The sequence below is a fragment of the Nocardioides humilatus genome (assembly GCF_008373755.1).
In the GTDB taxonomy this organism is placed as follows: domain Bacteria; phylum Actinomycetota; class Actinomycetes; order Propionibacteriales; family Nocardioidaceae; genus Nocardioides; species Nocardioides humilatus.
Genome location: NZ_VUJV01000001.1, coordinates 1,004,365 through 1,029,127, shown reverse-complemented (window position 1 = coordinate 1,029,127; position 24,763 = coordinate 1,004,365). Strand labels below are relative to the sequence as shown.

Annotated in this window: 23 protein-coding genes; 16 read left to right on the top strand and 7 right to left on the bottom strand. The window is 69.5% G+C overall.

Annotation, left to right across the window (positions count from 1 at the left end):
• The first annotated feature begins 101 nt into the window (after window positions 1-101).
• The 4 genes from dnaK to F0U44_RS04790 are packed head-to-tail and all read left to right on the top strand — an operon-like array spanning window position 102 to window position 4,209.
• A complete protein-coding gene (gene dnaK, locus F0U44_RS04810) occupies window positions 102-1,955 on the top strand; it encodes a molecular chaperone DnaK (RefSeq protein WP_149727061.1) in 1,854 nt (617 codons plus the stop codon).
• Window positions 1,952-2,554, top strand: a complete 603-nt coding sequence (grpE, locus tag F0U44_RS04800; RefSeq protein ID WP_246160304.1) for a nucleotide exchange factor GrpE — start codon at window positions 1,952-1,954, stop codon at window positions 2,552-2,554. The genes dnaK and grpE overlap by 4 nt, the downstream gene beginning before the upstream one ends.
• 40 nt (window positions 2,555-2,594) lie before the next feature.
• Window positions 2,595-3,779 (top strand): molecular chaperone DnaJ, encoded by a 1,185-nt coding sequence (gene dnaJ / locus F0U44_RS04795; RefSeq protein ID WP_149727060.1) that lies wholly within the window; start codon window positions 2,595-2,597, stop codon window positions 3,777-3,779.
• 1 nt (window position 3,780) lies between these two features.
• Complete coding sequence (locus tag F0U44_RS04790; protein ID WP_149727059.1) at window positions 3,781-4,209, top strand: heat shock protein transcriptional repressor HspR; 429 nt, start codon at window positions 3,781-3,783, stop codon at window positions 4,207-4,209.
• Window positions 4,210-4,215: 6 nt separating this feature from the next.
• Here F0U44_RS04790 and F0U44_RS04785 read toward each other — a convergent pair whose 3' ends face one another.
• Window positions 4,216-5,205, bottom strand: a complete 990-nt coding sequence (locus tag F0U44_RS04785; RefSeq protein WP_149727058.1) for a glycosyl hydrolase family 18 protein — start codon at window positions 5,203-5,205, stop codon at window positions 4,216-4,218.
• A 133-nt stretch (window positions 5,206-5,338) separates the two neighbouring features.
• Between F0U44_RS04785 and F0U44_RS04780 the strand changes: the two genes are divergently transcribed.
• Genes F0U44_RS04780 through F0U44_RS04770 form a run of 3 tightly spaced genes read left to right on the top strand, consistent with a single transcriptional unit; the run spans window position 5,339 to window position 8,201 of the window.
• The gene (locus F0U44_RS04780; RefSeq protein WP_246160303.1) at window positions 5,339-6,691 is read left to right on the top strand and encodes a DUF445 domain-containing protein; all 1,353 of its coding nucleotides are present in this window, start codon (window positions 5,339-5,341) and stop codon (window positions 6,689-6,691) included.
• A gap of 47 nt (window positions 6,692-6,738) precedes the next feature.
• Window positions 6,739-7,662, top strand: coding sequence for an Abi-alpha family protein (locus F0U44_RS23260; protein WP_223163574.1), 924 nt, complete (start codon window positions 6,739-6,741; stop codon window positions 7,660-7,662).
• Window positions 7,663-7,673: 11 nt separating this feature from the next.
• A complete protein-coding gene (locus F0U44_RS04770; protein ID WP_188113323.1) occupies window positions 7,674-8,201 on the top strand; it encodes an SGNH/GDSL hydrolase family protein in 528 nt (175 codons plus the stop codon).
• Here F0U44_RS04770 and F0U44_RS04765 read toward each other — a convergent pair.
• Complete coding sequence (locus F0U44_RS04765) at window positions 8,198-9,406, bottom strand: hypothetical protein (RefSeq protein ID WP_149727056.1); 1,209 nt, start codon at window positions 9,404-9,406, stop codon at window positions 8,198-8,200. The genes F0U44_RS04770 and F0U44_RS04765 overlap by 4 nt on opposite strands.
• A gap of 70 nt (window positions 9,407-9,476) precedes the next feature.
• Window positions 9,477-9,692, bottom strand: a complete 216-nt coding sequence (locus F0U44_RS04760; RefSeq protein WP_149727055.1) for a hypothetical protein — start codon at window positions 9,690-9,692, stop codon at window positions 9,477-9,479.
• Window positions 9,693-9,810: 118 nt separating this feature from the next.
• Between F0U44_RS04760 and clpB the strand changes: the two genes are divergently transcribed.
• Entirely contained in the window at window positions 9,811-12,408 is a 2,598-nt protein-coding gene (gene clpB / locus F0U44_RS04755) for an ATP-dependent chaperone ClpB (RefSeq protein WP_149727054.1), read from the top strand.
• Here the strand turns inward: clpB and F0U44_RS04750 are convergent.
• Window positions 12,395-13,009 carry a TetR/AcrR family transcriptional regulator gene (locus F0U44_RS04750; RefSeq protein ID WP_188113322.1) on the bottom strand — a complete coding sequence of 205 codons (615 nt, stop codon included), beginning with the start codon at window positions 13,007-13,009 and terminating at the stop codon, window positions 12,395-12,397. The two genes, clpB and F0U44_RS04750, sit on opposite strands and share 14 nt — an antisense overlap.
• Window positions 13,010-13,073: 64 nt before the next feature.
• Here F0U44_RS04750 and F0U44_RS04745 point away from each other — a divergent pair, with 64 nt between their 5' ends.
• The 4 genes from F0U44_RS04745 (at window position 13,074) to F0U44_RS04730 (ending at window position 17,451) form a co-directional block, all read left to right on the top strand.
• A complete protein-coding gene (locus F0U44_RS04745; protein ID WP_188113321.1) occupies window positions 13,074-13,934 on the top strand; it encodes an SGNH/GDSL hydrolase family protein in 861 nt (286 codons plus the stop codon).
• A 48-nt stretch (window positions 13,935-13,982) separates the two neighbouring features.
• Window positions 13,983-15,059 (top strand): hypothetical protein, encoded by a 1,077-nt coding sequence (locus F0U44_RS04740; protein WP_149727051.1) that lies wholly within the window; start codon window positions 13,983-13,985, stop codon window positions 15,057-15,059.
• A 245-nt stretch (window positions 15,060-15,304) separates the two neighbouring features.
• The gene (locus F0U44_RS04735) at window positions 15,305-15,799 is read left to right on the top strand and encodes a SigE family RNA polymerase sigma factor (RefSeq protein WP_149727050.1); all 495 of its coding nucleotides are present in this window, start codon (window positions 15,305-15,307) and stop codon (window positions 15,797-15,799) included.
• Window positions 15,796-17,451, top strand: coding sequence for a hypothetical protein (locus tag F0U44_RS04730; protein WP_149727049.1), 1,656 nt, complete (start codon window positions 15,796-15,798; stop codon window positions 17,449-17,451). The genes F0U44_RS04735 and F0U44_RS04730 overlap by 4 nt, the downstream gene beginning before the upstream one ends.
• 110 nt (window positions 17,452-17,561) lie before the next feature.
• On the opposite strand, the gene F0U44_RS04725 is transcribed toward F0U44_RS04730, so the two are convergent.
• The gene (locus F0U44_RS04725) at window positions 17,562-17,882 is read right to left on the bottom strand and encodes a hypothetical protein (RefSeq protein WP_149727048.1); all 321 of its coding nucleotides are present in this window, start codon (window positions 17,880-17,882) and stop codon (window positions 17,562-17,564) included.
• 187 nt (window positions 17,883-18,069) lie between these two features.
• On the opposite strand from F0U44_RS04725, the gene F0U44_RS04720 reads away from it, so the two are divergent.
• From F0U44_RS04720 to F0U44_RS04710, 3 genes are all read left to right on the top strand, one after another.
• Window positions 18,070-18,477 (top strand): hypothetical protein, encoded by a 408-nt coding sequence (locus F0U44_RS04720; protein WP_149727047.1) that lies wholly within the window; start codon window positions 18,070-18,072, stop codon window positions 18,475-18,477.
• Between the two features lie 69 nt (window positions 18,478-18,546).
• Window positions 18,547-18,783: a hypothetical protein gene (locus F0U44_RS04715; RefSeq protein ID WP_149727046.1), complete on the top strand. Its 237-nt coding sequence runs from the start codon at window positions 18,547-18,549 to the stop codon at window positions 18,781-18,783.
• 253 nt (window positions 18,784-19,036) lie between these two features.
• Window positions 19,037-20,215 (top strand): IS110 family RNA-guided transposase, encoded by a 1,179-nt coding sequence (locus tag F0U44_RS04710; RefSeq protein WP_223163573.1) that lies wholly within the window; start codon window positions 19,037-19,039, stop codon window positions 20,213-20,215.
• Window positions 20,216-20,503: 288 nt separating this feature from the next.
• Here the strand turns inward: F0U44_RS04710 and F0U44_RS22915 are convergent, their stop codons facing one another.
• Window positions 20,504-21,802 carry an HNH endonuclease signature motif containing protein gene (locus tag F0U44_RS22915; protein ID WP_188113320.1) on the bottom strand — a complete coding sequence of 433 codons (1,299 nt, stop codon included), beginning with the start codon at window positions 21,800-21,802 and terminating at the stop codon, window positions 20,504-20,506.
• Window positions 21,803-21,975: 173 nt separating this feature from the next.
• The gene (locus F0U44_RS04700; protein ID WP_149727045.1) at window positions 21,976-23,163 is read right to left on the bottom strand and encodes a pyridoxal phosphate-dependent aminotransferase; all 1,188 of its coding nucleotides are present in this window, start codon (window positions 23,161-23,163) and stop codon (window positions 21,976-21,978) included.
• A gap of 108 nt (window positions 23,164-23,271) precedes the next feature.
• Between F0U44_RS04700 and F0U44_RS04695 the strand changes: the two genes are divergently transcribed.
• A complete protein-coding gene (locus F0U44_RS04695; RefSeq protein WP_149727044.1) occupies window positions 23,272-24,759 on the top strand; it encodes a fibronectin type III domain-containing protein in 1,488 nt (495 codons plus the stop codon).
• Window positions 24,760-24,763: the final 4 nt, after the last annotated feature.

Sequence of the window (24,763 nt, the reverse complement as noted above, 5' to 3'; positions counted from 1 at the left end):
TCCGTTGGAGCGTGTGTGAAACTTGAGTCAACTCGGCTCAACTAACTTGCTGGACATTCGTTCCAGGGGCTTACGGAAACGCACAACGGAGGAGCAACAACATGGCACGTGCTGTCGGCATCGACCTGGGGACGACCAACAGCGTCGTCGCGGTCCTGGAGGGCGGCGAGCCCACCGTCATCGCCAACGCCGAGGGTGCGCGGACGACCCCGTCCGTGGTCGCCTTCGCCAAGAACGGCGAGGTCCTGGTCGGCGAGGTCGCGAAGCGTCAGGCGGTCACCAACGTCGACCGCACCATCCGTTCGGTGAAGCGCCACATGGGTGAGGCGTGGACGACCCCGATCGACGACAAGACCTTCACGCCCCAGCAGATCAGCGCCTTCATCCTGCAGAAGCTCAAGCGCGACGCCGAGGCCTACCTGGGCGAGACGGTCACCGAGGCCGTCATCACCGTGCCGGCCTACTTCTCCGACGCGCAGCGCCAGGCCACCAAGGAGGCCGGCGAGATCGCGGGCCTGAAGGTGCAGCGCATCGTCAACGAGCCCACCGCCGCGGCGCTGGCCTACGGCCTCGACAAGGGCGACGACCAGACGATCCTCGTCTTCGACCTCGGTGGCGGCACGTTCGACGTGTCCCTGCTCGAGATCGGCGAGGGCGTCGTCGAGGTGAAGGCCACCAGCGGTGACAACCACCTCGGTGGTGACGACTGGGACAGCCGCGTCGTGGAGTGGATGGTCAAGAAGTTCAAGGACAACAACGGCGTCGACCTCTCGGCCGACAAGATCGCCGCCCAGCGTCTCCAGGAGGCTGCTGAGAAGGCGAAGATCGAGCTGTCGTCCTCGAGCGAGACCACGATCCACCTGCCCTACATCACCCACGGCGAGAACGGTCCGCTGCACTTCGAGGACCGCCTGACCCGTGCGGAGTTCCAGAAGCTCACCGCCGACCTGCTCGACCGCACGAAGAAGCCCTTCCAGTCGGTCCTCAAGGACGCCGGTGTCCCGGTCTCCGCGATCGACCACGTCGTCCTCGTCGGTGGCTCGACCCGGATGCCCGCCGTCACCGACGTCGTCAAGGAGCTGCTCGGCGGCAAGGAGCCCAACAAGGGCGTCAACCCCGACGAGGTCGTCGCCGTCGGCGCCGCCCTCCAGGCCGGCGTCCTCGCCGGTGAGGTCAAGGACGTGCTGCTCCTCGACGTCACCCCGCTCAGCCTCGGCATCGAGACCAAGGGCGGCGTGATGACCACGCTCATCGAGCGCAACACCACGATCCCGACGAAGCGGTCGGAGATCTTCACCACCGCTGACGACAACCAGCCGTCGGTCGAGATCAAGGTCGCCCAGGGCGAGCGCCAGATGTGGGCCCAGAACCAGCCGCTCGGCAACTTCGAGCTGACCGGTCTCCCGCCGGCTCCCCGTGGTGTCCCGAAGATCGAGGTGACCTTCGACATCGACGCCGACGGCATCGTCCACGTCTCGGCCAAGGACCAGGCGTCGGGTCGCGAGCAGTCGATGACGATCTCCGGTGGCAGCGCGCTGTCCAAGGAGGACATCGACCGGATGGTCCGCGACGCCGAGCAGTACGCCGAGGAGGACGCCCAGCGTCGCGCGGTCGTCGAGGTGCGCAACCAGGGTGACCAGCTCGTCTACACGACCGAGAAGTTCCTGGCCGACAACGGCGACAAGATCCCCGACGAGGTCACGACCGAGGTCACCGCCGACGTCGAGGAGCTCAAGAAGGTGCTCGCCAACGACGAGGCCACCGTCGAGGAGCTGACCGCGGCCATCACCAAGCTCGGTGAGTCCAGCCAGAAGATGGGCGCGGCCATGTACGCCGCCGCCGAGGCCGACGCGGCCGCCGCCGGTGGCAGCACCGGCGCGACCGGCGAGGCCGACGACGACGTCGTCGAGGCGGAGATCGTGGACGAGCCTGGCGACGAGGGCGACACCCAGTGACCGACCCGGTCGAGCCGGACGACTTCAGTCCTGACGACGGCATCCCCGAGGAGGTCCCGGCCGAGGCCGGGGCCTCCCCGGTGGGGGGATTCGGCGAGGCGGCTGCGGAGATGGCCAACGAGTCGGAGGTCGAGACGCCGGTCGACATGACAGAGGCCGACGAGCTCGCGGTCACGAAGATGGCGCTGGAGGAGCGGACCCTCGACCTGCAGCGACTGCAGGCCGAATACGTCAACTACAAGCGTCGGGTCGAGCGTGACCGGGAGCTGGTGCGGGAGAACGCGACGTACGGCGCGCTCGCGCCGATCATCGACGTGCTCGACACCATCGACCGCGCTCGCGAGCACGAGCCGCTCGAGGGCGGCTTCAAGGCCGTCGCCGAGCAGCTCGAGCGGATCGTCACCGGCCTCGGGCTGGTGCGGTTCGGCGAGGTCGGCGACGCCTTCGACCCGACCATCCACGAGGCGCTCTCGCACATCGGCACCGACCCCGAGGTCGAGGTGACGACCTGCAAGGTCGTCGCCAAGGGCGGCTACAAGATCGGTGAGCGGGTCGTGCGGGCTGCGCAGGTGCTGGTCGTCGATCCCGTCGACGCTTGATCTGCAGTGAACTGAACGGTGTGAGTGAGGGAGGTGTGCGATGAGTGACAACGGCATCCGGTCTGACTGGGCGACCAAGGACTTCTACGCCGTGCTCGGCGTGGGCAAGTCCGCGTCGGCCGACGAGATCAAGAAGGCCTACCGCAAGCTCGCGCGCGCCAACCACCCCGACGCTGTGAAGGATGCCCCGGACGCCGCGGCGAAGCACGAGAAGTTCAAGCAGGTCGCCGAGGCCTACGACGTCATCGGCGACGCCGACAAGCGCAAGAAGTACGACCAGGCGCGGGAGATGTTCGCGTCCGGTCGCGGCTTCCCGGCTGGCGGTGCCGGCTACTCCGGCACCGTCAACCTGGAGGACCTGCTGCGCGAGCGCGGTGCCGGGGGTGGCGGAGGTGGCTTCGGCGACCTGTTCGGCGACTTCCTCGGTTTCGGTGCCGGGCAGCGGCGGTCCCAGCCGCGTGCTGCTCGCGGCACCGACCTCGAGACCACGGCGACCATCGGGTTCGGCGAGGCGCTCGAGGGCGTCACCGTCTCCTTGCGCATCGCGGCTGATGCCGCTTGTGGCACGTGCTCCGGCACCGGCGGCAAGCCCGGCACCAGCCCGCACCGCTGCCAGACCTGCGAGGGCACCGGTTTCGTCGTTGCCTCCGTCGGCGGCGCGTTCTCGATGAACGAGACCTGCCCGGCCTGCGGCGGGCGACAGCTCGTCTATGACGAGGCGTGCCCGACCTGTCACGGCAGCGGCCGCAGCCGCTCGGCCCGCACCATCCAGGCGAAGTTGCCGGCCGGGGTCAAGGACGGTCAGCGGATCCGGCTGCGCGGCAAGGGCGCGCCGGGCGAGCGTGGCGGTCCGGCCGGCGATCTCTACGTCGCGATCAAGGTGACTCCCGACCGCGTGTTCGGTCGCAAGGGTGAGGACCTCACCATCGACGTGCCCGTCTCCTTCGCGGAAGCCGCGCTGGGTGCGCAGGTGCGGGTGCCGACGCTGGGGGGCGCTGCAGTCACGCTGAAGATCCCCGCCGGCACCCCCAACGGCCGCACTTTCCGGGTGCGGGGCAAGGGCGTGCCGCGCAAGGACGGCGGCAACGGTGACCTGCTCGCGACGGTCGAGGTGCAGGTGCCGGCCCACCTCAACGACGAGGCCCGCGCCGCGCTCGAGGCCTACGCCGCCGCCACTGCCGATGCTCCGCTGCGGGCGGGGCTCTTCGAGCAGACGGAGGCCTGACATGGTGCGACAGCCGTTCGGCGGAGAGCCCCCCGCGCCCGAGGCCGCGGTCTTCGTGATCAGCGTCGCCGCCGAGCTCAGCGGCCTGCATCCGCAGACCCTACGTACCTATGAGCGGATGGGCCTGCTGACGCCCGGACGCACGACCGGTGGCGGCCGCCGCTACTCCTACCGCGACATCGAGCTGCTTCGCGTCATCGCCGAGCTCACCGGTTCCGGCATCGGTATCGAGGGCGTCCGTCGCATCCTCGAACTCGAGACCGCCGTCGCCACCCTGCGCGCCCAGCGCGACGAGCTCCTCGCCGAGCTCGACGCCGCCCACGAGGCGCTCCGTCAGGCCCTCAACGCCCGCCAAGCTCCCGGCAACCTGCCCGCCGTACGTCCTCAGGTGACGGGGCAGTCAATGGTGGTCTGGCGCCGCAACCCCTAGTCGGCCTCAGGATCCGCCCAGCGGATCCGCCGAGCCGAGGCGCCACACGGCTGTCCCTCGGAGCCCGAGGCGCTCGGCGAGTCCGGCGCGCAGCTGGTAGGAACGCGCGTCCGACCACCACAACACGGTGCCGTTGGAGAGGGTCGCGGTCCACTCGCCGTACTCGCGGTTGAACGTCGCGTCCGCCCCGTCGTCCTGCACCATCCGTCGGGCGCCGCGGGGGGTGATCGAACGGCCGGTGCCCTCGGTCGGCCAGGTGTAGCCGTAACCGGCCACGCCGAGCTGGATCATGCGGGCAGGCACCCTGCTCCGCAGGGCGCGCACGGATGCCCGCTGCCAGGCGAGCGGGCCGATCGGCCCCGGCCCGGTCCACGTCGGACCGCTGTAGTCGTAGGCCATCAGGTCGATGACGTCGACCTCGCGTGCGAGGTCGGCGAGCCGGTAGCCGCGCTGTCGGTAGCCGCGCACCGAGCTCGTCGCGCTGATGTCGATCGACACCGTCCGCGCTGCCGGCATCGCTTGTTGGAGCCGCGCCACGAACGCGACCAGACCAGCGCCATCGCTCTCCCGCACTCGCTCGAGGTCGACGTTGACGCCGTCCCACGGGCCACGCCCGACGATCCGGGCGACCTGGTCGGCCACCTGCCGGATTCGGGCCGGGTGGGACAGCATCCGGTGCAGCGCCCGTCGGTCGAAGTCCCCGAGCGCATCGCTGTAGTTGGAGACCAGGAGCTCAGTCGTGAGCCCGTGCCGGTGCCCGGCGAGTGCGAGCCTGCGCATGGCGCGGGTGGGCGAGGAGGTGCTGGCGCCGTCGGCGCGGAGCCCGATGCCCACGACCGACAGCGTCGTGAGGTCGGCAGCGTTGCGGGCGACCAGGCGCGGCGACGCGGACGGAAGGATCCACGCGGTGACCTCCTGCTCTGGCGTCCTGGCTCCCGCCGGCGCAGGGAGCGCAGCGAGGACGAGCGTCAGGCCTCCGAGCAGGAATCGCTTCACTCGTACAGGTTATGTGCGACAGTCCGTAGCGCGGATACGTATGCCTCCCTCGGAGGCAGGCACTACCCTCAGGGCACTCGGGAAGGTTCGGACCACATGGGGCGGCCCGATCGGTGGACAGGGGTGTGCGCGGGTGGACGCTATTACGCAGTTCTTCCAGGACTGGGCCAGCGGTGACCTCACCGGCGGGCACGGCGTCGACTGGTTCGCCTTCATCTCGATCCCGTTCTTCACCGGCATCATCGGCTGGCTGATCAACTGGTCCGGCCTGTGGATGCTCTTCAGCCCGGTCAAGTTCTACGGCTTCAAGGTCCCCGGTCTCCGAGAGATCGCGACGGTCATCCCGCGCAAGCTCCAAGAGGTCCCCGGCATCCCGTTCGGCCGCGTCGGCTGGCAGGGCATCGTGCCCGCGCGCGCGGCGAAGATGGGCAGCATCGCGGTCGACAAGGTCATCGCCAAGCTCGGCACCCCGGCGGAGTTCTACGCCCAGCTGGAGCCCGAGGAGATCGCCGCCCACATCGTCAAGGTCTTCGAGCCCGACCTGCCGTTGATGGTCGACGAGATCATGATGCGCGAGCACCCGAAGCTCTGGCGCGACCTCCCCGCGCCGGTCAAGGCAGGCGTCATCGCCCGTGTGCAGGGGCAGCTGCCCAACGTCGTCACGACGATCACGGACGAGATCGGCGTGCACATCAACCAGCTGCTCGACCCGAAGATCATGGTGATCGACCACTTCCGGAAGAACCCCGACCTCGTGGTCCGCGTCTTCAAGGACGTCGGTCAGCGCGAGCTCAACCTGATGGTCGCCTTCGGCTTCGTCTTCGGCTTCCTGCTCGGCGTCCCAGTCGCGGTCGTCGACCAGACCTGGCACATCTGGTGGTTGCTCCCCGTCCTCGGCATCTTCGTCGGTTGGACCACCAACCTGCTCGGCATGTACCTCATCTTCGACCCGCCGGAGGAGAAGCGGATCCTCGGCATCAAGATGCAAGGCCTCTTCCTGCGCCGCCAGGCCGAGTGCGCCGAGGTCTACGCCGGGATCATCGCCGACGACGTGATCACGCTCGAGCGCATCGGCGACTTCTTGATGGACGGCCCGCGGGGCGACCGCACCCGCCAGATGATCGCGACCGCGATGAAGCCCGCGATCGACCAGGCGGCCGGGCCGCTGCGGGGCGCCGCCCGCGTCATCGTGGGTGCCGACAGGTTCGACAGCATCCGCGAGTCGTTCGCGCGGGAGGCGGTCGGTCGCACGATCACGCCGTTCCGTGACCCGGAGTTCAGCAAGCGTCAGTCCGAGAAGATCAAGACCCTGATCGCCAAGCGCACCAAGGAGCTCCCGCCCAAGGACTTCGTCGAGATGATGCGTGCCGCGATCAAGGAGGACGAGTGGATGCTCTACGCCCACGGCGCGATCATGGGCGCGGCGGGCGGGTTCATCCACCTGGGCATCTTCAACTGGGGTTGGATCCCCGGCTTCCCCCCGTGATCGACCCGTGCGGTTGATCGACGATTCGTGTTCAACAGAAGGTTCCGATGACTGAAACCATCGACAAGGACGGACTCCCCAAGGTCCCCTCGCTCCCCACCAACGGGGTGGTCGTCGAGTCGCTCCCCGGGCTGGCTCGCGTCGCCTCCACGGCCGCGCTCAACACGGCGGGCTGGGGCCTGCGGACGACGGCGCGCAACTGGCGTCGCGTCGGTCGCGCGGCGACCAACCGCGACGAAGCCGTGGCGCTCATCCGTGAGGTCGGCTCGGTCGTCGGCACGGTCGGCGAGATCGCGCGCCAGGTGGCCGACGGCATGCCGGTCGGCACTGCGCTGCTCAAGGCCGGCGAGGCGCTCGGCGGTGCTCCGGCCCCCCGCCACACCGCGTCCGACAACGGGCGGGTCGTCGGCGGCGAGGTCACCGCGATCCGTCCCACCTCTCTGCGCGAGCGCGGCCAGGAGCTCCTCGAGAAGTCGCGCGACGTGTGGGCGATCGACAGCCGCCACCCGGCGTTCGACCGGATCCTCGACGAGATGGCGCCTGACGAGGCGCGCATCCTGGTGATGCTGCTCAAGAACGGCCCCCAGGCCAGCGTCGACGTGCGCACCGGTGGTCCGGTCGGCATGGTCTCGAGCCAGCTGGTTGCTCCCGGTCTCAACATGGTGGGACCGCGTGCCGGCCTCCGCTACCTCGACCAGGTGCCGTCCTACCTCAACAACCTCTTCCGGCTCGGCCTGATCTGGTTCTCCCGCGAGTCGCTCCGCGACCACATGGAATACCAGGTGCTCGAGGCGCAGCCCGACGTCCTCGGCGCGATGCACTCGGTGAAGTTCGCGAAGGTGGTGCGCCGCAGCATCCACCTCACGCCCTTCGGCGAGGAGTTCGTCAAGCAGGCCCTGGTCGACGAGGTCATCGCGACGAGCGAGGACCTCCCCGAGCACATGGCTCCGCCCGAGATCGACGCCGATTGAGCGGACGGTCCGTGCGGATCGTCCTGCTCGGCGACAGTCACCTCGACTACGCCGACGACCACCTGGCGCTGCTCGGCGACCGCGTGCTCAATGCGGCGGTCGGTGGTGCGTCGGTCGACGACCTCCCCGGTCAGGCGCGGGGGCTGGACCTCGGCCCTGACGACGTCGTCGTGCTCTCCGTCGGCACCAACGATGCGGCTCCCTGGAAGCAGGTGCCGATCGCCGAGTTCGGGCGGCGTGCCTCGGAATGGCTGCGCGCGTTGCCTGTCGGCGGCTGTGTGGTCATGACGACGCCGGGCGTCGACGAAGCGCGGCTGGTGGGCTTCGGAGATCGCACCAACCAGGTGATGCGCGACTATGCCGGCGCCTTGTGTGCCGCTGCGGCCGAGGTCGCCGCGGAGGTCGTCGACGCGCAGGCGGTGCTGGCACCGCTCGGCTCGCGGGCGTACGTCGACGACGGTGTCCACCTGACCGACGACGCCTACCGCCTGCTGCTGCCGGTGGTTGCGGAGGCGGTCGGGCGCGCGCGTTCGGTCTAGCGCGCGACCGCCCGATCGACCGCGGACATGATGTCGGTCGGCACCAGAGGGAGCAGGTCGGTCAGGTCGGGATCTTCGCGAAGGTGCGCGACCGCGCTGACAAGGTCCGGATCGGCGGCGTCGATGACGCCGACCATGTGCGCTCGGGACTCCTCGTCGAGCTCGGTGAGAACCGGGAGGAGCAGCGGCCACAATGCGTGGCCGTGCGCCGCGGTGATGAGGTCCACGACGGCGTGGGGATCCTGGCGGGCGATCAAGTCGGCAGCCTTGGCCCGCACGACGCCGGGCAGGGCGACCACGAGGGGAAGCAGGTCGGGCCAGAGTCGTCCGTCCCTTGCCGCCGAGCCCACGATCTCCTCGAGGATCCGCGGCTCGTGGAAGGCGGGCCGGCCCGCGATCTGGAGGCGGCCCTGCTCGGACATCACGCTGACGACGGGGAGCAGTGCCTCCCAGAGGTCGGCGGCCGAGACCGCACGGACCAGCTCGGCGACGACGTCCTCCTCCATCGAGCCGACCACGTCGGCGATCGGGCCGCGCCGCTCGTGGCTCAGGTGGTCGAGGAGGTCCAGCGCCTCGGCCCAGAGGCCCTGCTCGGAGGCGATGCGGAGCACCCCGGGGAGCCGTTCGGGCGGGAGCAGGCCGACAGCGTGGTCGAGCGCCTCCTTGTGCTCGAGGACGAACGCGGTGCGCAGCATGGCCTCGTCGGAGAGCGCGGTCATCGCGGCCACGATCGAGTGGTCGGGGACGAAGGCGAGGAAGCGGCCCATCGTCACGTGCTCCTTGCGGCGGCCGAGCTCGCGAGCGACAGGCTCAACGAGCTCGGTCGGCACGCCGGCGATGATCCGGGCCACGCGACGCGGATCGAGCTCGATCGTCGCGTCGGCGAGGAAGTCGGGCGAGAGGCGCTTGGCCACGTCGATCGCCTTGGCGGGATCGACCGCGGCAGCGGCCCGGGCGCACATCAGCGGGCCGAACGACTTCTCCGCGATGGTGGCGACCAGCGCCGACGGCGTGATGGCCGCGGCCGCCGCGAGCCGGGCCATGCTCTTCGCTCCGGTGTCGAAGAGCGAGTCGGTGGCCTTCTCGCGCAGCGTCCGGATCTCGCTGGGAGCTACCTCGCCCAGGAACTCCAGGGTGCCGTGCTCGAGGCTCAGCAGGCGTTCGAGCTTGAGGATCTCGGCCGCAGTCTCCAGGCGCGCGCTCATTTTCGGGGTCCCCGCGGAGTTGTTGGGCGGAGGAGCGAAGCGGGGGAGGCCAAGAACTCCGTGGGGTGAATCATCGGAAGAGCACCTTCTTGATCGCCGGGCGCAGCAGCTTGGGGACGAACCCCAGGCCGTTCTCGGTCGCCGCCTCGAGCGCCTCGGCCTGGCGCACCCGGGCGGCCGCGATCGCGTCGGCGAGGAGCTGACGCTGCTCCGTGGTGAGCGCGGCGAGACCCGGCGGCAGCGGCCCGCCGTACTCCTGGGCCAGGGTGTCGGCCGACTCGCTCATCCATACTCCTCAGGTCTGACGAAAATTGGCCAAAGTTGAGTGGAACAGACTCAACTTTCGACGCGTTGGATTGAATGATTCCAACCACCGTCCCAACATGCCAGGGGGAGCGCCGCAGATGAGCCAGTTCGGGGCCGACAAGTTCACCACTCGTAGCCGTCAGGCGATCGAGGCTGCCCAGCTCGCGGCCACCACCGCGGGCAACAGCAGCACCGAGCCGATCCACCTCCTGGTGTCCTTGCTCCTCCAGGAGGGCGGCACCGCTGCATCGATGATCCAGAAGGCCGGCGCCGAGCCGTCCGTGCTGGTCCGGGGGGCGGCTGAGAAGCGAGACGCCCTCCCGTCGGCGAGCGGCGCCACCGTCCAGCAGCCGGTCGGGTCCGCAGCGCTGACCCGGGTGCTCGCGCAGGCGCTCGACCTCGCGACCTCGTTGAAGGACGACTACGTCGCCACCGAGCACCTGCTCATCGCGCTCGCCACGGTCGAGAGCAGCGCCAAGGACGTGCTGACCGACGCCGGCCTCAGTGAGGCCGGGCTGCGCGACGTGCTGACCGCCGTGCGCGGCAACCGTCGGGTGACCTCGCAGGAGGCGGAGTCGACCTACGAGGCGCTGGAGAAGTACTCCGTCGACCTGACCACCGCGGCCGAGGAGGGCCGACTCGACCCGGTGATCGGGCGTGATCAGGAGATCCGTCGCGTCGTACAGGTGCTGTCGCGCCGTACGAAGAACAACCCGGTACTCATCGGCGAGCCCGGTGTCGGCAAGACCGCGGTCGTCGAGGGGCTCGCCCAGCGGGTCGTCGACGGCGACGTGCCCGACTCGTTGAAGGGGCGCCGCGTGCTGTCCCTCGACCTGGCGGCGATGGTCGCCGGCGCGAAGTACCGCGGCGAGTTCGAGGAGCGGCTCAAGGCCGTCCTCGAGGAGATCAAGGACGCCGGCGGTCAGGTCATCACCTTCATCGACGAGCTCCACACGGTCGTCGGCGCGGGAGCCGGGGGCGACTCCGCGATGGACGCCGGCAACATGCTCAAGCCGATGCTCGCTCGCGGTGAGCTGCACATGATCGGTGCGACGACGCTCGACGAATACCGGGAGCGCATCGAGAAGGACCCCGCGCTGGAGCGGCGCTTCCAGCAGGTCTTCGTCGGTGAGCCGTCGGTCGAGGACACCATCCAGATCCTGCGCGGGATCCAGGAGAAGTACGAAGCGCACCACGGCGTGCGGATCACCGACGCTGCTCTGGTGGCGGCCGCGAGCCTGTCCGACCGCTACATCACCGGCCGCCAGCTGCCCGACAAGGCGATCGACCTCATCGACGAGGCTGCCTCGCGACTCCGGATGGAGATCGAGTCCTCGCCCGAGGAGATCGATCAGCTCCGGCGCCAGGTCGACCGCCTGAAGATGGAGGAGTTCGCGCTCGCCAAGGAGAGCGACGACGCGTCGCGCGAGCGCCTCGACGCGCTGCGCCAGGACCTCGCCGACAAGGAGGAGTCACTGCGCGGGCTCGAGGTGCGCTGGGAGCGGGAGAAGGCCTCTCTCGAGGGGGAGGGCGAGCTGCGCCGTCAGCTCGACCAGCTGCGCATGGAGGCCGACAAGCTGCTGCGCGAGGGTGACCTCGCCGGCGCCTCCAAGATCAACTACGAGTCGATCCCTGCGCTGGAGAAGCAGATCGTGGTCGCCGAGACCACCCAGGAGGAGGTCGTCGACAAGCTGGTCGGCGAGGAGGTCGGCGCCGAGCAGGTCGCGGAGGTCGTCGAGGCCTGGACCGGCATCCCCACCGGACGGATGCTGCAGGGCGAGACCGAGAAGCTCCTGCGGATGGAAGAGGTCATCGGGGCGCGCCTCATCGGCCAGGCAGACGCCGTACGAGCAGTCAGTGACGCCGTACGCCGGGCCCGGGCCGGCATCGCCGACCCCCACCGCCCGACGGGCTCCTTCCTCTTCCTCGGACCGACCGGCGTCGGCAAGACCGAGCTCGCCAAGTCGCTCGCCGACTTCCTGTTCGACGACGAGCGGGCGATGGTCCGCATCGACATGAGCGAGTACGGCGAGAAGCACGCCGTCGCCCGTCTCGTCGGTGCGCCTCCGGGCTACGTCGGCTACGAGGAGGGTGGTCAGCTCACCGAGGCCGTACGGCGCCGGCCCTACTCGGTCGTGCTGCTCGACGAGGTCGAGAAGGCCCACCCGGAGGTCTTCGACGTGCTGCTGCAGGTACTCGACGACGGCCGGCTCACCGACGGCCAGGGCCGCACGGTCGACTTCCGCAACACGATCCTGATCCTGACCTCCAACCTCGGGTCGCACTACCTGGTCGACCCGACGCTGGAGCCCGACAAGCAGCGCGAGTCCGTGCTCGCCCTGGTGCGGCAGAGTTTCAAGCCGGAGTTCCTCAACCGGCTCGACGAGATCGTCACCTTCGACGCGCTGTCGAAGGACGACCTCGGCCACATCGTCGACATCCAGCTCGGCCTGCTCGAAGAGCGCCTGGCGGTGCGCCGGATCACCATCGAGGTCACCGCTGCTGCGAAGGCTTGGTTGGCCGAGACCGGCTACGACCCGGCCTACGGCGCCCGGCCGCTGCGTCGCCTGATCCAGACGGCGATCGGCGACCGGCTCGCCAAGGCGATCCTGGCCGGCACGGTCACCGACGGTGGTCAGGTCGTGGTCGACACCGCGGCCGAGGCGGACGGCGGGCTGGAGCTCAGGATCGGCTGACTCGCGGGCCGATCATCAGCGTCAGCAGCTCCTCGCCGACGTCGGCCACGTGGTCGGCGTCGATCGAGGGCTTGGCGAGCTCACGCACCATCAGCTCGTGGATTGCACCGACGAAGGCGACCGCCATGTCCTCGCTCAGGGGTCGAAGCTCGGGGTGCGCGACCCGCAACCGGTCGACGCCTTGCCGGATGGCGTCGACGAACGCCTGGTGAGCGGCGTCGCGCGCCGCCAATGAGAGCGGTCCGGTCGCCGCCAGCTCGACCAGGATGGTGCGGGCGAGGCCGGGGTAGGCGGCGAGGCCCTCGACGAACGCGAGGACCGCACGGCGGAGCCGTTCCTCCCAGGTCTTCGGGCGCCGGCCGGCGTCGGCGAACCAGGTGTTGAGGTTGCCCACGGCGAGCGCGTAGAGCGCGCGCAGGGCGTCGTCCTTGCTGGAGAAGTGCTCGTAGAAGGTCCGCTTCGACACCCGGGCGTGGCGCACGATGTCGAGGACGGTCGTGGCGGCATAGCCGCGTTCCTCGATGGAGAGGAGCATCCCCTGGACCAGCCGGTCGCGCGCGCGGACGTCGGTGCGCTCACGCTCGGCCGTTGACCCGGTCATGAGCGGTACGTTAGCGTACCGCCCACATCGGTACGAACACGTACCAATCGGGAGGGGTTTCGCCATGGTCCACGGTCGTCTGCGTTCGTTCCTGGGAAGTGCTGCGGTGATCACCGCGGCGGTCGCGTCCGTCGGAGTGCCGGCGCCGGCGCAGACCGCGACCGAGAACAACCGCTACGTGGCCCTCGGCGACTCCTACTCGGCCGACTCCGGGGTGTTCCCGCTGACGCCGGGGGTCAACCCGGCGTGCCTCCAGTCCGCACGGAATTACCCCAAGCAGGTTGCCGCCCAGCTCGGTCTCGACCTGACCGACGTGACCTGCGGCGGAGCCAACGTCGGCCACATGACCAAGGCGCAGTACAAGAACACGCCCCCGCAGCTCGACGCCCTCGACGGCACCGAGGCAGTGGTCACCATCGGCATCGGCGGCAACGACAACAACCTGTTCGCCAGCGCCATCTTGATGTGCGGTGCGTTCGCGCCGGTCGCGGTGCTCGACAAGGGCGCGCCCTGCCAGCAGGCCTACGGCGACCGGTTCGACCAGCTCGTCGACGCCGATGCCGCCAACATCGGTGCTGCTCTGCAGGCGATCCACGACCGCTCGCCCGACGCCGAGGTCTACGTCGTCAACTACCCGACGATCACGCCCGCCTCGGGGCGTTGCTTCGGGAAGCTGCCGCTCACGACCGGCGACACCGCCTATCTGCACGCTCTCCAGGTGCACCTCAACGACATGCTCGCCGCTCAGGCCGCCGCGCACGACGCGACCGTCATCGACGTCTTCTCGCAGTCGATCGGCCACGACGCGTGCAAGGCGCGCGGCGTCCGGTGGGTCGAACCGCCGCTCTCGGGCCAGCCCGTGCACCCCGGCCTGGTCGGCGCGACCGCGCAAGCGCAGATCGTCGCGGCTGCCTTGTCGCACTGACCCGCGGCCGCCTGCGGCACGTCACGGTACGTCTGATCCAATGGAGGCATGAGCGAGAAGGAGGCGCCGCGCCCGGGACAGGTCACCTTCGCCGGGTGGCTGATCATCGGCGGCTCGGTGATCTTGGTCGCGACAGCCTGGCAGCGCATCTCGACGCTCCACACCCTGGAGTTCCAGGAGCAGCTGCAGAAGGTGCTCTCCGAGCAGCCGTTCGAGGGCACCGGGCTCGGCACCAACACCCTCGAGACGACGATCCGGGTCCTCTGCATGATCGCCGCCGGAGCGGCGACCGCGTCGACCATCCTGGGCTTCCAGGCACTGCGCCGCTCGACCAGCGCTCGGCTCGCCCTCACCCTGCTCGCGCCGCTGGTCCTGATCGGTGGCTTCGCCACCGCCGGGTTCTTCGCGCCGATGGTGATCGCCGGCATCGTGATGCTCTGGCTGCAGCCCTCGCGTGACTGGTTCGCCGGGCGGCCGTGGGTGCCTCGGCCGCTGGTGCGCACCGGCCCGCCGGCGCCGCGTCGACCCGACCCGTTCGCACCCCAGCCGCCCGCCGCGTCGGCCCCGCCGCCGCCTCCGCCCGCTCCGGCGCCGCCCGCTCTTGCGCCGCCCGTCTCCGCTGAGCCCGGCCCCTACGGCCAGCCCTTCGGTGCGCCCCCGCCGGTCTATCCGATGCCGCCCGCAGCTGCCGTCCGCGTGCGACGGCCGGGCGCGTTGATCGGCGCCTGCATCACGGTCTGGGTGCTCTGCTCGCTCGTCGCGGGATCGATGCTGGTCACCTCGCTGGTGATGGCCTTCGCCCAGGACGAGCTCTTCGACATGATCGAGGAACAGCAGCCCGACTTCGACTACGCCGGGCTCAGCCGCGGCGAGCTCGCGACCAGCGTCTACATCACCACCGCAGTCGTCGTGGTGTGGTGCCTCGCTGCGATCGTCCTGGCCGTCCTCGCGTTCCGCCGCGTCGGTTGGGCGCGCATCGCCCTTGCCGTCTGCACCGGGGTGACGGCGGTCCTTGTCCTCGCCGCGACCCTGGTCAACCCGGTCCTGGTGGTGCTGCTGGTCGCCACCGCCACCACGCTGTGGCTGTTGCTCCGCGCCGACGTCGCGGCCTGGTTCAAGCGCTAGGTCTGTGTGAGCTGACCTTGTTCGGGGCGATGGCCGCGCCCCGGGGCTGTAGCCCGTTGTGCGGCATTAGCGTGCGACACCGCGCACACCGAGCGGCAATAGCGTGCGGTTACTGCTCGCAATGTCAATCCGGTTCCCCTCGACCGCCCTCCCGAAGAAGAACCTGGAACCCGCACCGAACCAATGGCGTCCCAGGGAGCATCTGAGTGTCAGAGCACCGAAGGGCCAGAGGCAAGGAGTGGGCGGTGGCAGAGCAGGAGGCCGACTTCGTGGCGTTCTACGCCGCGACCTGGACGCGCCTGTTCCGCACCGTCTATGGCGTCGCAGGAGATCGACAGCTCACCGAGGATGCCTTGCAGACCGCCTATGCACAGGCCTGGTCGCGGTGGCCGAAGGTCTCTGCTGCCGATGACCGACTTGCCTACTTACGCCGGATGGCCGTCAACGCCGCACTCGCACGGCACCGCAAGGCGTCGAGCCGGCGCGAGTCGAGCGTGCCCGTCGTTCAGGACGCTCCTACTTCAGACGACGACTGGCTCGAGCGGGATGCGACCTGGCAGGCCGTCCGCGCGCTCCCACCGCGCCAGCGCGCCGTGGTGGTGCTCCGTTACTACGAGGGCCTAAGCGAGCGGGAGATCGCCGAGGTGCTCGGATGCCGACCAGGGACGGTCAAGTCGCAGGCCGCGGCCGCCCTGGCCACTCTCCGCACCACGTTCGAGACGGAAGGGACACGACGATGAATCTCGAGGAACGGCTGACCACCGCCCTGCGTGAAGACCTCGACCGCCTCGACGCCAGCCCGGGCGACCCCCATCCGGCATTGGTGGCCGGTAGCAGGATCATCCGACGCCGCACAACGCTGCGGGTGGTCACCACCGTTGCGGCCGTCGGTGCCGTCACACTCACCACCGGCATCGCGCTGCGCCCCGGGGACCGCTCGGACGACCAGGAGCCAGCACCCGCGCCGCGAGTGGGTGGCTGGACGAAGGCGGCAAGATCGCCGCTCACTCCCCGCTACGCGCCCCTCATGGCGTGGACGGGTGACGACGTGCTCGTCATTGGTGGACATCAAGACACCCCGTGCCCCCCGACCGCCGACTGCGCCCAAGCGAGCGACCCGCTGTCGGACGCTGCGGCCTACAACCCCCACACCGACACCTGGCGGACGATCGCCGCACCACCGCTCCGGGTCGACAGCGGCACCCCGGCCGTTGTGAGCGACGGCGTCGTCGTGACCGGCAACGCCCGCGACTGGTGGACCTACGACCCCGGCGCCGATCGATGGAACGAGCTCTACACCCCCGCGACCGTCAACGCCGGACCCTGGACCGAGCTCGACGGCAAGGTCTACGCGGTCAACAGCGCCCGGACCGTGTCCGTCCTGGACGTGGCGACCGGTTCATGGTCGACCCTCCCCTCTGACGACCTCGCCCCTGCCCTGACGGTCGATGGCCTCTTCGCCACTCCAGCTGGCATCGTGCTGGCAGGCGTGAACTACGACGAGGCGGCCCCCGACGAGCCGACCCTCACCCAGGCCGACATCTGGGACGGAGAATCCTGGTCCCGCCTTCCGCGCACCGGCATGATCGGCTGGCTCTACTACTGGACCGGCGAACGCATCATAGGAATCGAGCCGGGCAGCGCCGATGGAGGACAGACCAACAACTGGGGCCGGTCCTACCCAGCCGCGGGGGCGCTCGACCCGGCCACCGGCAAGTGGGAGCCTGTGCCCGGCCTCGACTACGAGGACCGGGCCACGGGTCCGGCGTGGAGCGTCGAGGCAGCCGACGGCCCCCTCGTCGCCACGCAAGGCCGGGTCTTTGACGACACCACACGGACCTGGACCGAACCCGGCATCCCCGATTCCGCGGTCGACAGCAACCTCACCGCGACCTGGGCCGACGGCCGGCTGGTGTTCTTCGGCGGCTACGACCTCGACGCCCAGCAGTTGTCGAGCGAAACCTGGATCTGGACCCCCGGAGCCGAACCACAGTCCTCCCCGCCCACGACCGCAGCGCAGGAAGCCCCTGTGGGCGTCATCGAGGACCTCAGCGGCCAGTGGCGCCTTCTCGAAGCCGAGATCGACGGCGAGCAGTACTCACCAGCGCGAAACGCGGGCGTCGAGCTGGTCGTTCACGCCAGGGCATCCCAAGCGTTCGTCGGCTGCGAACTCGTTGGCCTTCGTCCACGGGTGGATGGGGACGAAGTGTCCCTCAGACCAGCAGCCAAGTCAGGGTTCATGCTCAGCTGCCCACCGTTCTTCGAGGACTCGCCAGTGTCATCGGGCCTCTACTTCGACGCATTGCGATCAGTCGAGCGTGGAGAGCGGGACGGTCGGACACTCGTTCTCACAGGCCGCGACATCGTTCTCACCTTTCAGAAGCATCGCTAGACCTGAAGGTGTGTGCGTCCCGGAATCGGCACGGCCGCGCCCTTCGAGCGGCATTAGCGTGCGACACCGCGCACGCCGAGCGGCATTAGCGGACGACACCGCGCACGGCCCTAAACGATGGGCGCGCCGATCCAGAGCGCGAAGAGGATGAACGCGCCGAAAACCCCGTGAACAGCGACGGCAGTTACACCTCCGCGCCGGACTGCTAGAGCGACCTCCCCGCAATATGAGAAGACCAAGAAGATCGCGGCCAACCTCGCGCGCAGTCTGTCGCTGGTAGTAGGGCTGCAACCGCCCATGCACTCATCGCCTAGCGCGGGGCCAATCAGCACGAACAACAGGATGAGCGAGAGAAGAGTGAGAGCGATCTCCGCGCCTGTGGCACCCGCGCGTGCCTGGAGATCAGGATCGTGGGTCTCGCCGTCGGTCATCACACGAGGATGCCACGTCGTCGCCAGTCCAACCGGCCTAACTGCGAGCCGGACTTGCATCGCCGCGCACGCCGAGCGGCAGTAGCGTGCGACACCGCGCACCTGTGAGGTTGCGGCCAAGTACGCATATACCTTTACGCCGTTTCCGATGCCCCGCCAACGGGATGCCCTTGTGCGAGCATCGAGCATGAGCAGACGGATCGCGGTTGTGATGGGTCTCCTCACGGCCGCACTTGTTGTCACGACCGTCGGGTGGATCCGGTCGTCGGACAGCGTCCGGTTGGGCGAGGACAAACCGGCGAGATTCGACAGTTGCACGTTCGATGGCAGTCTTCTCGTACTGCGTTGGACCTACGGCGTGAGCGAACTGGTGGCACCGTCCGTCGATACCCGTCCAAGGGGCAAGGTTGTCGTCGAGCTTGTCGAGAAGACTCAGGACGAGCCGACGATCTCTATTGGTCTCCTCGGAGAGGCTGAGTTCACGATCTACGGTGGCGACGAGGGCACCACGTTTGAATACGCCGACGGCAAGCGCCTGGAATGCGCGCGCCCGCCCCGACATCAGCTCACGAACCTGCGTCCGCCAAGGCCATAGCGTGCGACACCGCGGGACTCTGCCAACGCGCTGGTTGTGTCAGTTCGGCACAGTGAGCAGAGTTGGGTCATGGCCAACGATCCGCGTGCGACAGAGCACTGCCGTGACCTGATCCCTCGGATCGCGTCGGCGCTCAACGATCACCTCAGCGCGTGCCTGGCGGACGCCCCGCCAACCGAGGTCGTGGCGCGTGGTGAGGAGCTGACCGAGCTGGTCCTCCAGTACGAAGAGGCCCTCACGCGTGCGACCGGGTGGTCTCTTCCGGTGAGGCATCTTCCTCCGGCCCTGGCGACACGCGGCAGGTAGGAGGCGGCACCGCGACCGCCGAGCGGCTACTTGTTCCATTGCCGTAGGACCGGTGTCTGGCGAGGCTCGGTCTAGGCGTCCGGTCCGTCGCTCTCGGTTGCGGCTGCCCACGACCCGTCGTGTGGCTCTCTAGTGGCATGCGCGGGCCGGTCGTCGCCAGGGCCAGGAGAGGCTCAAGAGGGGACTGCCCAGCTCTAAGTAGCGTTGCCCTCCCGGCTCGACAACCCATTGGTTCGAGCATCGGAGAAGCGCAGTGAACGAGACGACGACGCGGGTCGTGATCGGGATGGATCCGCACAAACGGTCGGTCACGATCGAGGTGATGGAGGCCGACGAGACGGTCCTTTGCGGTGAGCGGTTCGGCACCGATGAGGCCGGTTTCGCCGCGTTGATGGATTACGTCAGCCAGTTCGAGGACCGCGTCTGGGCGATCGAGGGCTGCAACGGGATCGGCCGCCATGTGGCGGTCCGACTGGTTGACCGAGGTGAGGAGGTGGTTGATGTTCCGCCAAAGCTCAGTGCTCGGGCGCGGGTCTTCACGACCGGCCAGGGTCGCAAGACCGACGCGACCGATGCTCACTCGATCGCCTTGGTCGGGACCCGGATGACGGGCCTGCGGCCGGTGGCCAACGACCAGGACCTGGCGGTGCTGCGCCTGCTGGTCGACCGCCGACGATCCCTCGGGGAGGAGCACACCCGCAAGGTCAGCCAACTGCACGCATTACTGCTGGAACTGATCCCGGGCGGGGCGAAGAAGGACCTCTCCGCTGCTCAAGCCAAAGCGCTGCTGGCCACGGTCCGCCCACGTGACCTGGCCGGCAAGACCCGACGCCGCGTCGCTGCGGAACTGGTCGGCGACCTCGAGCGGATCTACACCCGGAAGAAGGCCGCGAACAAGGAGCTCGTCGAGCTGGTCGCTGCCAGCGGCAGCACCCTGCTCGACCTGCCCGGCATCGGGCCCTCCGGTGCCGCTCGACTTCTGGTCGAGGTCGGCGACATCACCCGGTTCCCCACTCGCGGCCACTTCGCGTCCTGGAACGGCACCGCACCCATCGACGCCTCCTCCGGCGACCATGTCCGGCATCGGCTGTCGCGCAAGGGCAACCGGCAGATCAACAAGACCCTGCACATCATGGCCACCGTGCAGCTGCGCCGGCCCAGCGAAGGCCGTTCCTACTTCGACCGCAAGACCGCAGCCGGGAAGAGCAACATAGAAGCGATGCGATGCCTCAAACGCAGGCTGTCCGACCTGGTCTACAAGACCATGCTCGACGACCTCGTCACCATCAAGGCGACGGGTCCGGGAGGACACCGGGGCAACGTCTCTCAATCCAGCGCGACCGGCTCACAACCCCACACCGGCTCTTCGGATCAGTCACTTCCCGAACCCGCCACCACCAAGCCTAAACCCGCACTTCCCGCTGCGTCTTGACACAGAGGGGTGCCATTAGCGTGCGACACCGCGCACGCCGAGCGGCAATTTCGGGCGCTTGCGAAGCAGCCCCGCGGGTTACTGGCGGCGATCCGATCAACCTGGTTGATTCGATCAGCGCCGATCAGCTCGACACGCACCGAGCGTGCTCTCGGCAGTCGGCTGCGGGCGTCTCGATACGTCCTCGCGCCAGAGCGCTCGGACTACTCGACGAGCGGAAGTCGGCATTAGCGCGCGTTCGGGCATGCCTGTAACCCCGCTGGTGGGCGGGGTGTCGGGCTGTGGCGCCTACTTGGATTCGAGTTGGTCGGTGCCGGGTCGGCTGGTCAACGGGTAGGTGCCGGTGGGGTCGACGAGGTAGGTGCCGGAGGGGGTGGTCCAGTAGTAGACGCCGGGTCTGAGGATCCGGACTTGTGCGTGGCCGCTGGTTTTGAACCTGTGGTGGCCTCGGCATTCGGGGCAGAGGTTGCAGGCACAGGTCGGACCGCCCTCGCCGTAGGGGACGGCGTGGTCGAGGTCGCAGGCTTCGGCTGGTCGGGTGCAGTAGGGGTAGCCGCAGTGGTGCCTGGCCAGTTCGACTTGGCGGCGGAGCCGGTCAGGGATCTCGTAGGAATCGACCGGTTGGCATCCGGCGAGGTCCTGGACCGGGCGCACGATCACAGTGCCGGAGGGCCCGCGGTCCTGGGTGAGCCAGGTCTTGATGGTGTCGACGGTGAGTGGGGTGCGGGTGTTGCCGCAGCGGGCGACGACGCCGTCCTCGGACAGGTGGAAGACGAGCTCGGTTTTGCGGGCAGGGATCTTGCGGGTGATCTCGCCGGTGTCGGGGTCGATGACCTCGAGGTCGAGGGCCAGGTCTTCGCGGGCGATCTCGCCGAGGGCTTTGGCGCGGCGGACGTCGAGGGTGTCGTCGTCGCCGAGCTGGCCGAGGAGCTTGGCGCGGCGTTGGACGGCATTCTCGAGGTCGAGGGCGTCGGGGAGGTTAAGGGCGGTGGTGCCGTGCGCGATGCCGATGGGCCCGACGTCGGTGATGCCGAGGTCGACGTGGCGGGTCTCGGCGTCCTCGGCGGCCTTCGCGGCGGCGGCGTCGGGGTCGAACCGGATCAGCGCTTCGTCGACGAGGCGTTCGATCTGGGCCCAGGAGCAGGAGTGCGCGAACGGTGCGAGCTGGGCGTCGACGTAGGCAGCGGCGTCGGCAGGCAACGAGCGGGTGTGGTCGGCGATCCGCAGTGCCTTGTAGACCGGGACAGCGCCGGCCAGGACGCGCTCCCAGGTCTGGGGGAGACGCCAGCACAGTTCGACGACCTGGCCGACGTAGTTGCGGCCGGAATCCACGGACCGGCCCAGCACGGTGGCGAGGTCCATGACCGCGAAGTCACTGACCAGGGGTGCGCCGGGTCCGGCGACGGGGAGGCCGGTGTCGAGACCTCGTTCGGTCAGGGTGGCGGCCATGGTCTCGTCGGTGACGGTGTGGAGCTCGGCGTAGTGGGCGATGCAGGCGAGTTCGCGGATCGCGGCGTTGGTCGCGAGCACGCGGATGTCGCGGAGGTCGTCCAGCAGGGTGTTGCTGGTCGTGGTCCCGAGGTTCATGTTCTGTATTAAACACGGGACCACCGACAGAACCCCTGGATCGGCGTCAGGGCTGTGGAGAAGGCCGTGGGCCGGTGCGGGCGTCTCGATACGCGGCTCGCTTCGCTCGCCGGCTACTCGACGAACCAGCAGTGAAACGGCTACTCGACGAACCAGCGGCGGGCTCGCTGGAGTCAAGCCTGCAGGTCGGCTGATGCGAGGCGGCGCAGCGCCTCGTCGATCACCGCGGTCTCCTTGCAGAAGGCCCAGCGGACCAGCTGCCGCCCGGCGCCCGGGGCGTCGGGGTCGTCGTAGAACACCTCGAGAGGTACGGCGACCACGCCCGCCCGCTCCGGCAGGGCCCAGCAGAAGTCGCGACTGCTCGCCCAGCCGAGGTGGGAGATGTCGGTCGTGGCGAAGTAGGTGCCTTGCGGGACGTTGGCTGGGAGCCCGGCCGCCGTCAGGCCGGCGACGAGGTGGTCGCGCCGCTCCTGGAGGCTGCGGGCCAGCTCGGCGGGGAAGTCGGGGCAGTCGTCGAGTGCGGTCGCGACTGCCGGCTGGAGCGGAGCGCCTGAGGTGAAGGTCAGCCACTGCTTCGCGCCGAGCAGCGCCCGCACGAGCGGTGCCGGGCCGGTCGCCCAGCCGACCTTCCAGCCGGTGAACGAGTAGGACTTGCCGGCGCTCGACAGGGTCAGCGTGCGCTCGCCCATCCCGGGGAGCGTCGCGAGCGGCACGTGCTCGCTGCCGTCGAAGGTGAGGTGCTCGTAGACCTCGTCGGTGACCACGACGAGGTCGTGCTCGATCGCGACGGCGGCGACCGCGTCGAGCTCGGCGCGGGTCAACACGGTGCCGGTCGGGTTGTGCGGGGTGTTGAGCAGGATCAGCTTCGTCCGCGGACCCACGGCCGCGCGCAGGGCATCGGCGTCGAGCCGGAAGTCGGGCGCCCGGAGGGTGACGGGTCGTCGTACTCCTCCGGCGAAGGTGATCATCGCCGTGTAGGAGTCGTAGTAGGGCTCGAGCACGACGACTTCGTCGCCCGGGTCGACCAGGCCGAGCAGCGCGGCGGCGATGCCCTCGGTGCAGCCGGTGGTCACGACGACCTCGGTGTCGGGGTCGAGGTCGATGCCGTAGTGGCGCTGCTGGTGGCGGGCGATCGCCTGGCGCAGGGCCGGGATGCCGGGGCCGGGTGCGTACTGGTTGGCGCCCTGCTGGAGGGCCGCGACCGCGCGTTCGATGACCGCGGGCGGGCCGTCCTGGTCGGGGAATCCCTGGCCGAGGTTGACCGCTCCGGTGCGCACCGCGAGCGCCGACATCTCCGTGAAGATCGTGGTCCCGATGCCGTCGAGGCGACGCGCGGCGCGCGAGCGCGGGGAGTCGGTCATCTGGCCATCCAACACCACTTGTGGGCGCTCCAAGTCGACCCCAAGTCGTTCCGAAGTGCGCGCGGGCAAGGTCTGGTCAACCAAAGAAGCAGACCAAGGAGCACCACGATGACCACGAATCGCACCCGCCGTATCGTCGCCGGCGCACTGCCGCTCGCCACGGCGCTCTCGGGAGCGTTCCTCGCGACCGCGGCGCCCACCCACGCAGCCCCGTCGGCCCCTACGGCTTCCCTCGCGGGCGCCACCAACGGCGTGATCGCCTTCTCCGACGACCGCGACGGCAACCGGGAGATCTACACCGTCCACGCCGACGGCACGGGTATCACCCGGCTGACCAACGACGCCGCCCCCGACGTCCAGCCGCGCTGGTCGCCCAACGGGCGCCAGATCGCCTACCTGCACGCCTCCCAGCTCTGGGTGATGGACGCCGACGGCACCGACGCGCACCAAGTGACCGGCTACGCCGACGACGCCCAGCTGTCCTGGTCGCCGGACGGCACCCGCCTCGCCTACGCCAAGAACGGCTCGATCTGGGTCGTCGATGCTGACGGCACCGACGCCCACGTCGTCGTCGTCCAGGTCAACCCGGGCTACTCCCTCGAGTCGCCCGACTGGAGCCCCAACGGCAACCGGATCGCCTACCTCCGCGGCACGGGCCCGGGCGCGGCCACGGTCCACAGCGTCCGCCCCGACGGCACCGGTGACGTCGAGGTCAGCGCCAGCTTCGGCCACACGCCGCGCTGGTCGCCCGACGGCAAGCAGATCGCCTTCGAGGAGCTGGGCCTGACCGTCCAGACCCCGGGCGTCGACGACGCCGACCGCGTCTACTTCCTCCAGGGCAGCGACGGGATCCTCCGCGGCCTCACCTGGAGCCCGGACCAGACCCGCTTCGCCTTCGCCCAGAACGCCTGGACCGGGTCGACGTGGACCCACCCGGCGATCAGCACCATCGCCGTCGATGGCACCGGGCTGACCCCCGTGACCCAGGGCTGGACGCCGGACTGGCAGCCGGTCCTCCCGGTGACCCGACCCGGCGCCCCGACCGGAGTGACCGCGGTCGGTGCGACGTCGACCTCGGCCCGGGTGTCCTTCGCCCCGCCGGCGCGTGACGGCAACAGCGAGATCACGTCCTACCTCGCCCGGTGCCAGTCGCCCGACGGCGGTGTGGTCCGGACCAAGAGCGGTACGACGTCGCCGGTCACCGTGCCCAACCTGACCCTCGGCAAGACCTACCAGTGCCAGGTCCGGGCCATCAACGGTGTGGGTGGGGGAGCCTTCTCCGCGCTGACCGCGGCGTTCCCGCTCGCCGCCAGCGCGCCGACGGCGCCGCGCACCGTCACGGCCACCCCGACCGGGACCACCGCGAAGGTGTCGTTCCTGGCGCCCGCCTCCAACGGCGGCAGCCCGGTCACGTCGTACCTCGTGCACTGCGTCTCCACCGACGGTGGCGTCACCCGGTCGGTCTCGGGCGCGGCCTCGCCGCTCACCGTGACCGGCCTGACCTCGGGCAAGAGCTACCGCTGCGAGGTCCGTGCGACCAACGCGGCCGGCACGAGCCCCTTCTCCACCTTCAGCGCCACCTTCAGCGTGGCCTGACCTT

Excerpts from the sequence above, each read along its gene's own strand:
- dnaK (WP_149727061.1), top strand. The coding sequence starts at position 102 with ATGGCACGTGCTGTCGGCATCGACCTGGGGACGACCAACAGCGTCGTC.
- dnaJ (WP_149727060.1), top strand. The coding sequence starts at position 2,595 with ATGAGTGACAACGGCATCCGGTCTGACTGGGCGACCAAGGACTTCTAC.
- F0U44_RS04790 (WP_149727059.1), top strand. The coding sequence starts at position 3,781 with ATGGTGCGACAGCCGTTCGGCGGAGAGCCCCCCGCGCCCGAGGCCGCG.
- F0U44_RS23260 (WP_223163574.1), top strand. The coding sequence starts at position 6,739 with ATGACTGAAACCATCGACAAGGACGGACTCCCCAAGGTCCCCTCGCTC.
- F0U44_RS04765 (WP_149727056.1), bottom strand. The coding sequence starts at position 9,406 with ATGAGCGCGCGCCTGGAGACTGCGGCCGAGATCCTCAAGCTCGAACGC.
- F0U44_RS04760 (WP_149727055.1), bottom strand. The coding sequence starts at position 9,692 with ATGAGCGAGTCGGCCGACACCCTGGCCCAGGAGTACGGCGGGCCGCTG.
- clpB (WP_149727054.1), top strand. The coding sequence starts at position 9,811 with ATGAGCCAGTTCGGGGCCGACAAGTTCACCACTCGTAGCCGTCAGGCG.
- F0U44_RS04750 (WP_188113322.1), bottom strand. The coding sequence starts at position 13,009 with ATGACCGGGTCAACGGCCGAGCGTGAGCGCACCGACGTCCGCGCGCGC.
- F0U44_RS04745 (WP_188113321.1), top strand. The coding sequence starts at position 13,074 with ATGGTCCACGGTCGTCTGCGTTCGTTCCTGGGAAGTGCTGCGGTGATC.
- F0U44_RS04740 (WP_149727051.1), top strand. The coding sequence starts at position 13,983 with ATGAGCGAGAAGGAGGCGCCGCGCCCGGGACAGGTCACCTTCGCCGGG.
- F0U44_RS04730 (WP_149727049.1), top strand. The coding sequence starts at position 15,796 with ATGAATCTCGAGGAACGGCTGACCACCGCCCTGCGTGAAGACCTCGAC.
- F0U44_RS04725 (WP_149727048.1), bottom strand. The coding sequence starts at position 17,882 with ATGACCGACGGCGAGACCCACGATCCTGATCTCCAGGCACGCGCGGGT.
- F0U44_RS04720 (WP_149727047.1), top strand. The coding sequence starts at position 18,070 with ATGAGCAGACGGATCGCGGTTGTGATGGGTCTCCTCACGGCCGCACTT.
- F0U44_RS04715 (WP_149727046.1), top strand. The coding sequence starts at position 18,547 with ATGGCCAACGATCCGCGTGCGACAGAGCACTGCCGTGACCTGATCCCT.
- F0U44_RS22915 (WP_188113320.1), bottom strand. The coding sequence starts at position 21,802 with ATGAACCTCGGGACCACGACCAGCAACACCCTGCTGGACGACCTCCGC.
- F0U44_RS04700 (WP_149727045.1), bottom strand. The coding sequence starts at position 23,163 with ATGACCGACTCCCCGCGCTCGCGCGCCGCGCGTCGCCTCGACGGCATC.
- F0U44_RS04695 (WP_149727044.1), top strand. The coding sequence starts at position 23,272 with ATGACCACGAATCGCACCCGCCGTATCGTCGCCGGCGCACTGCCGCTC.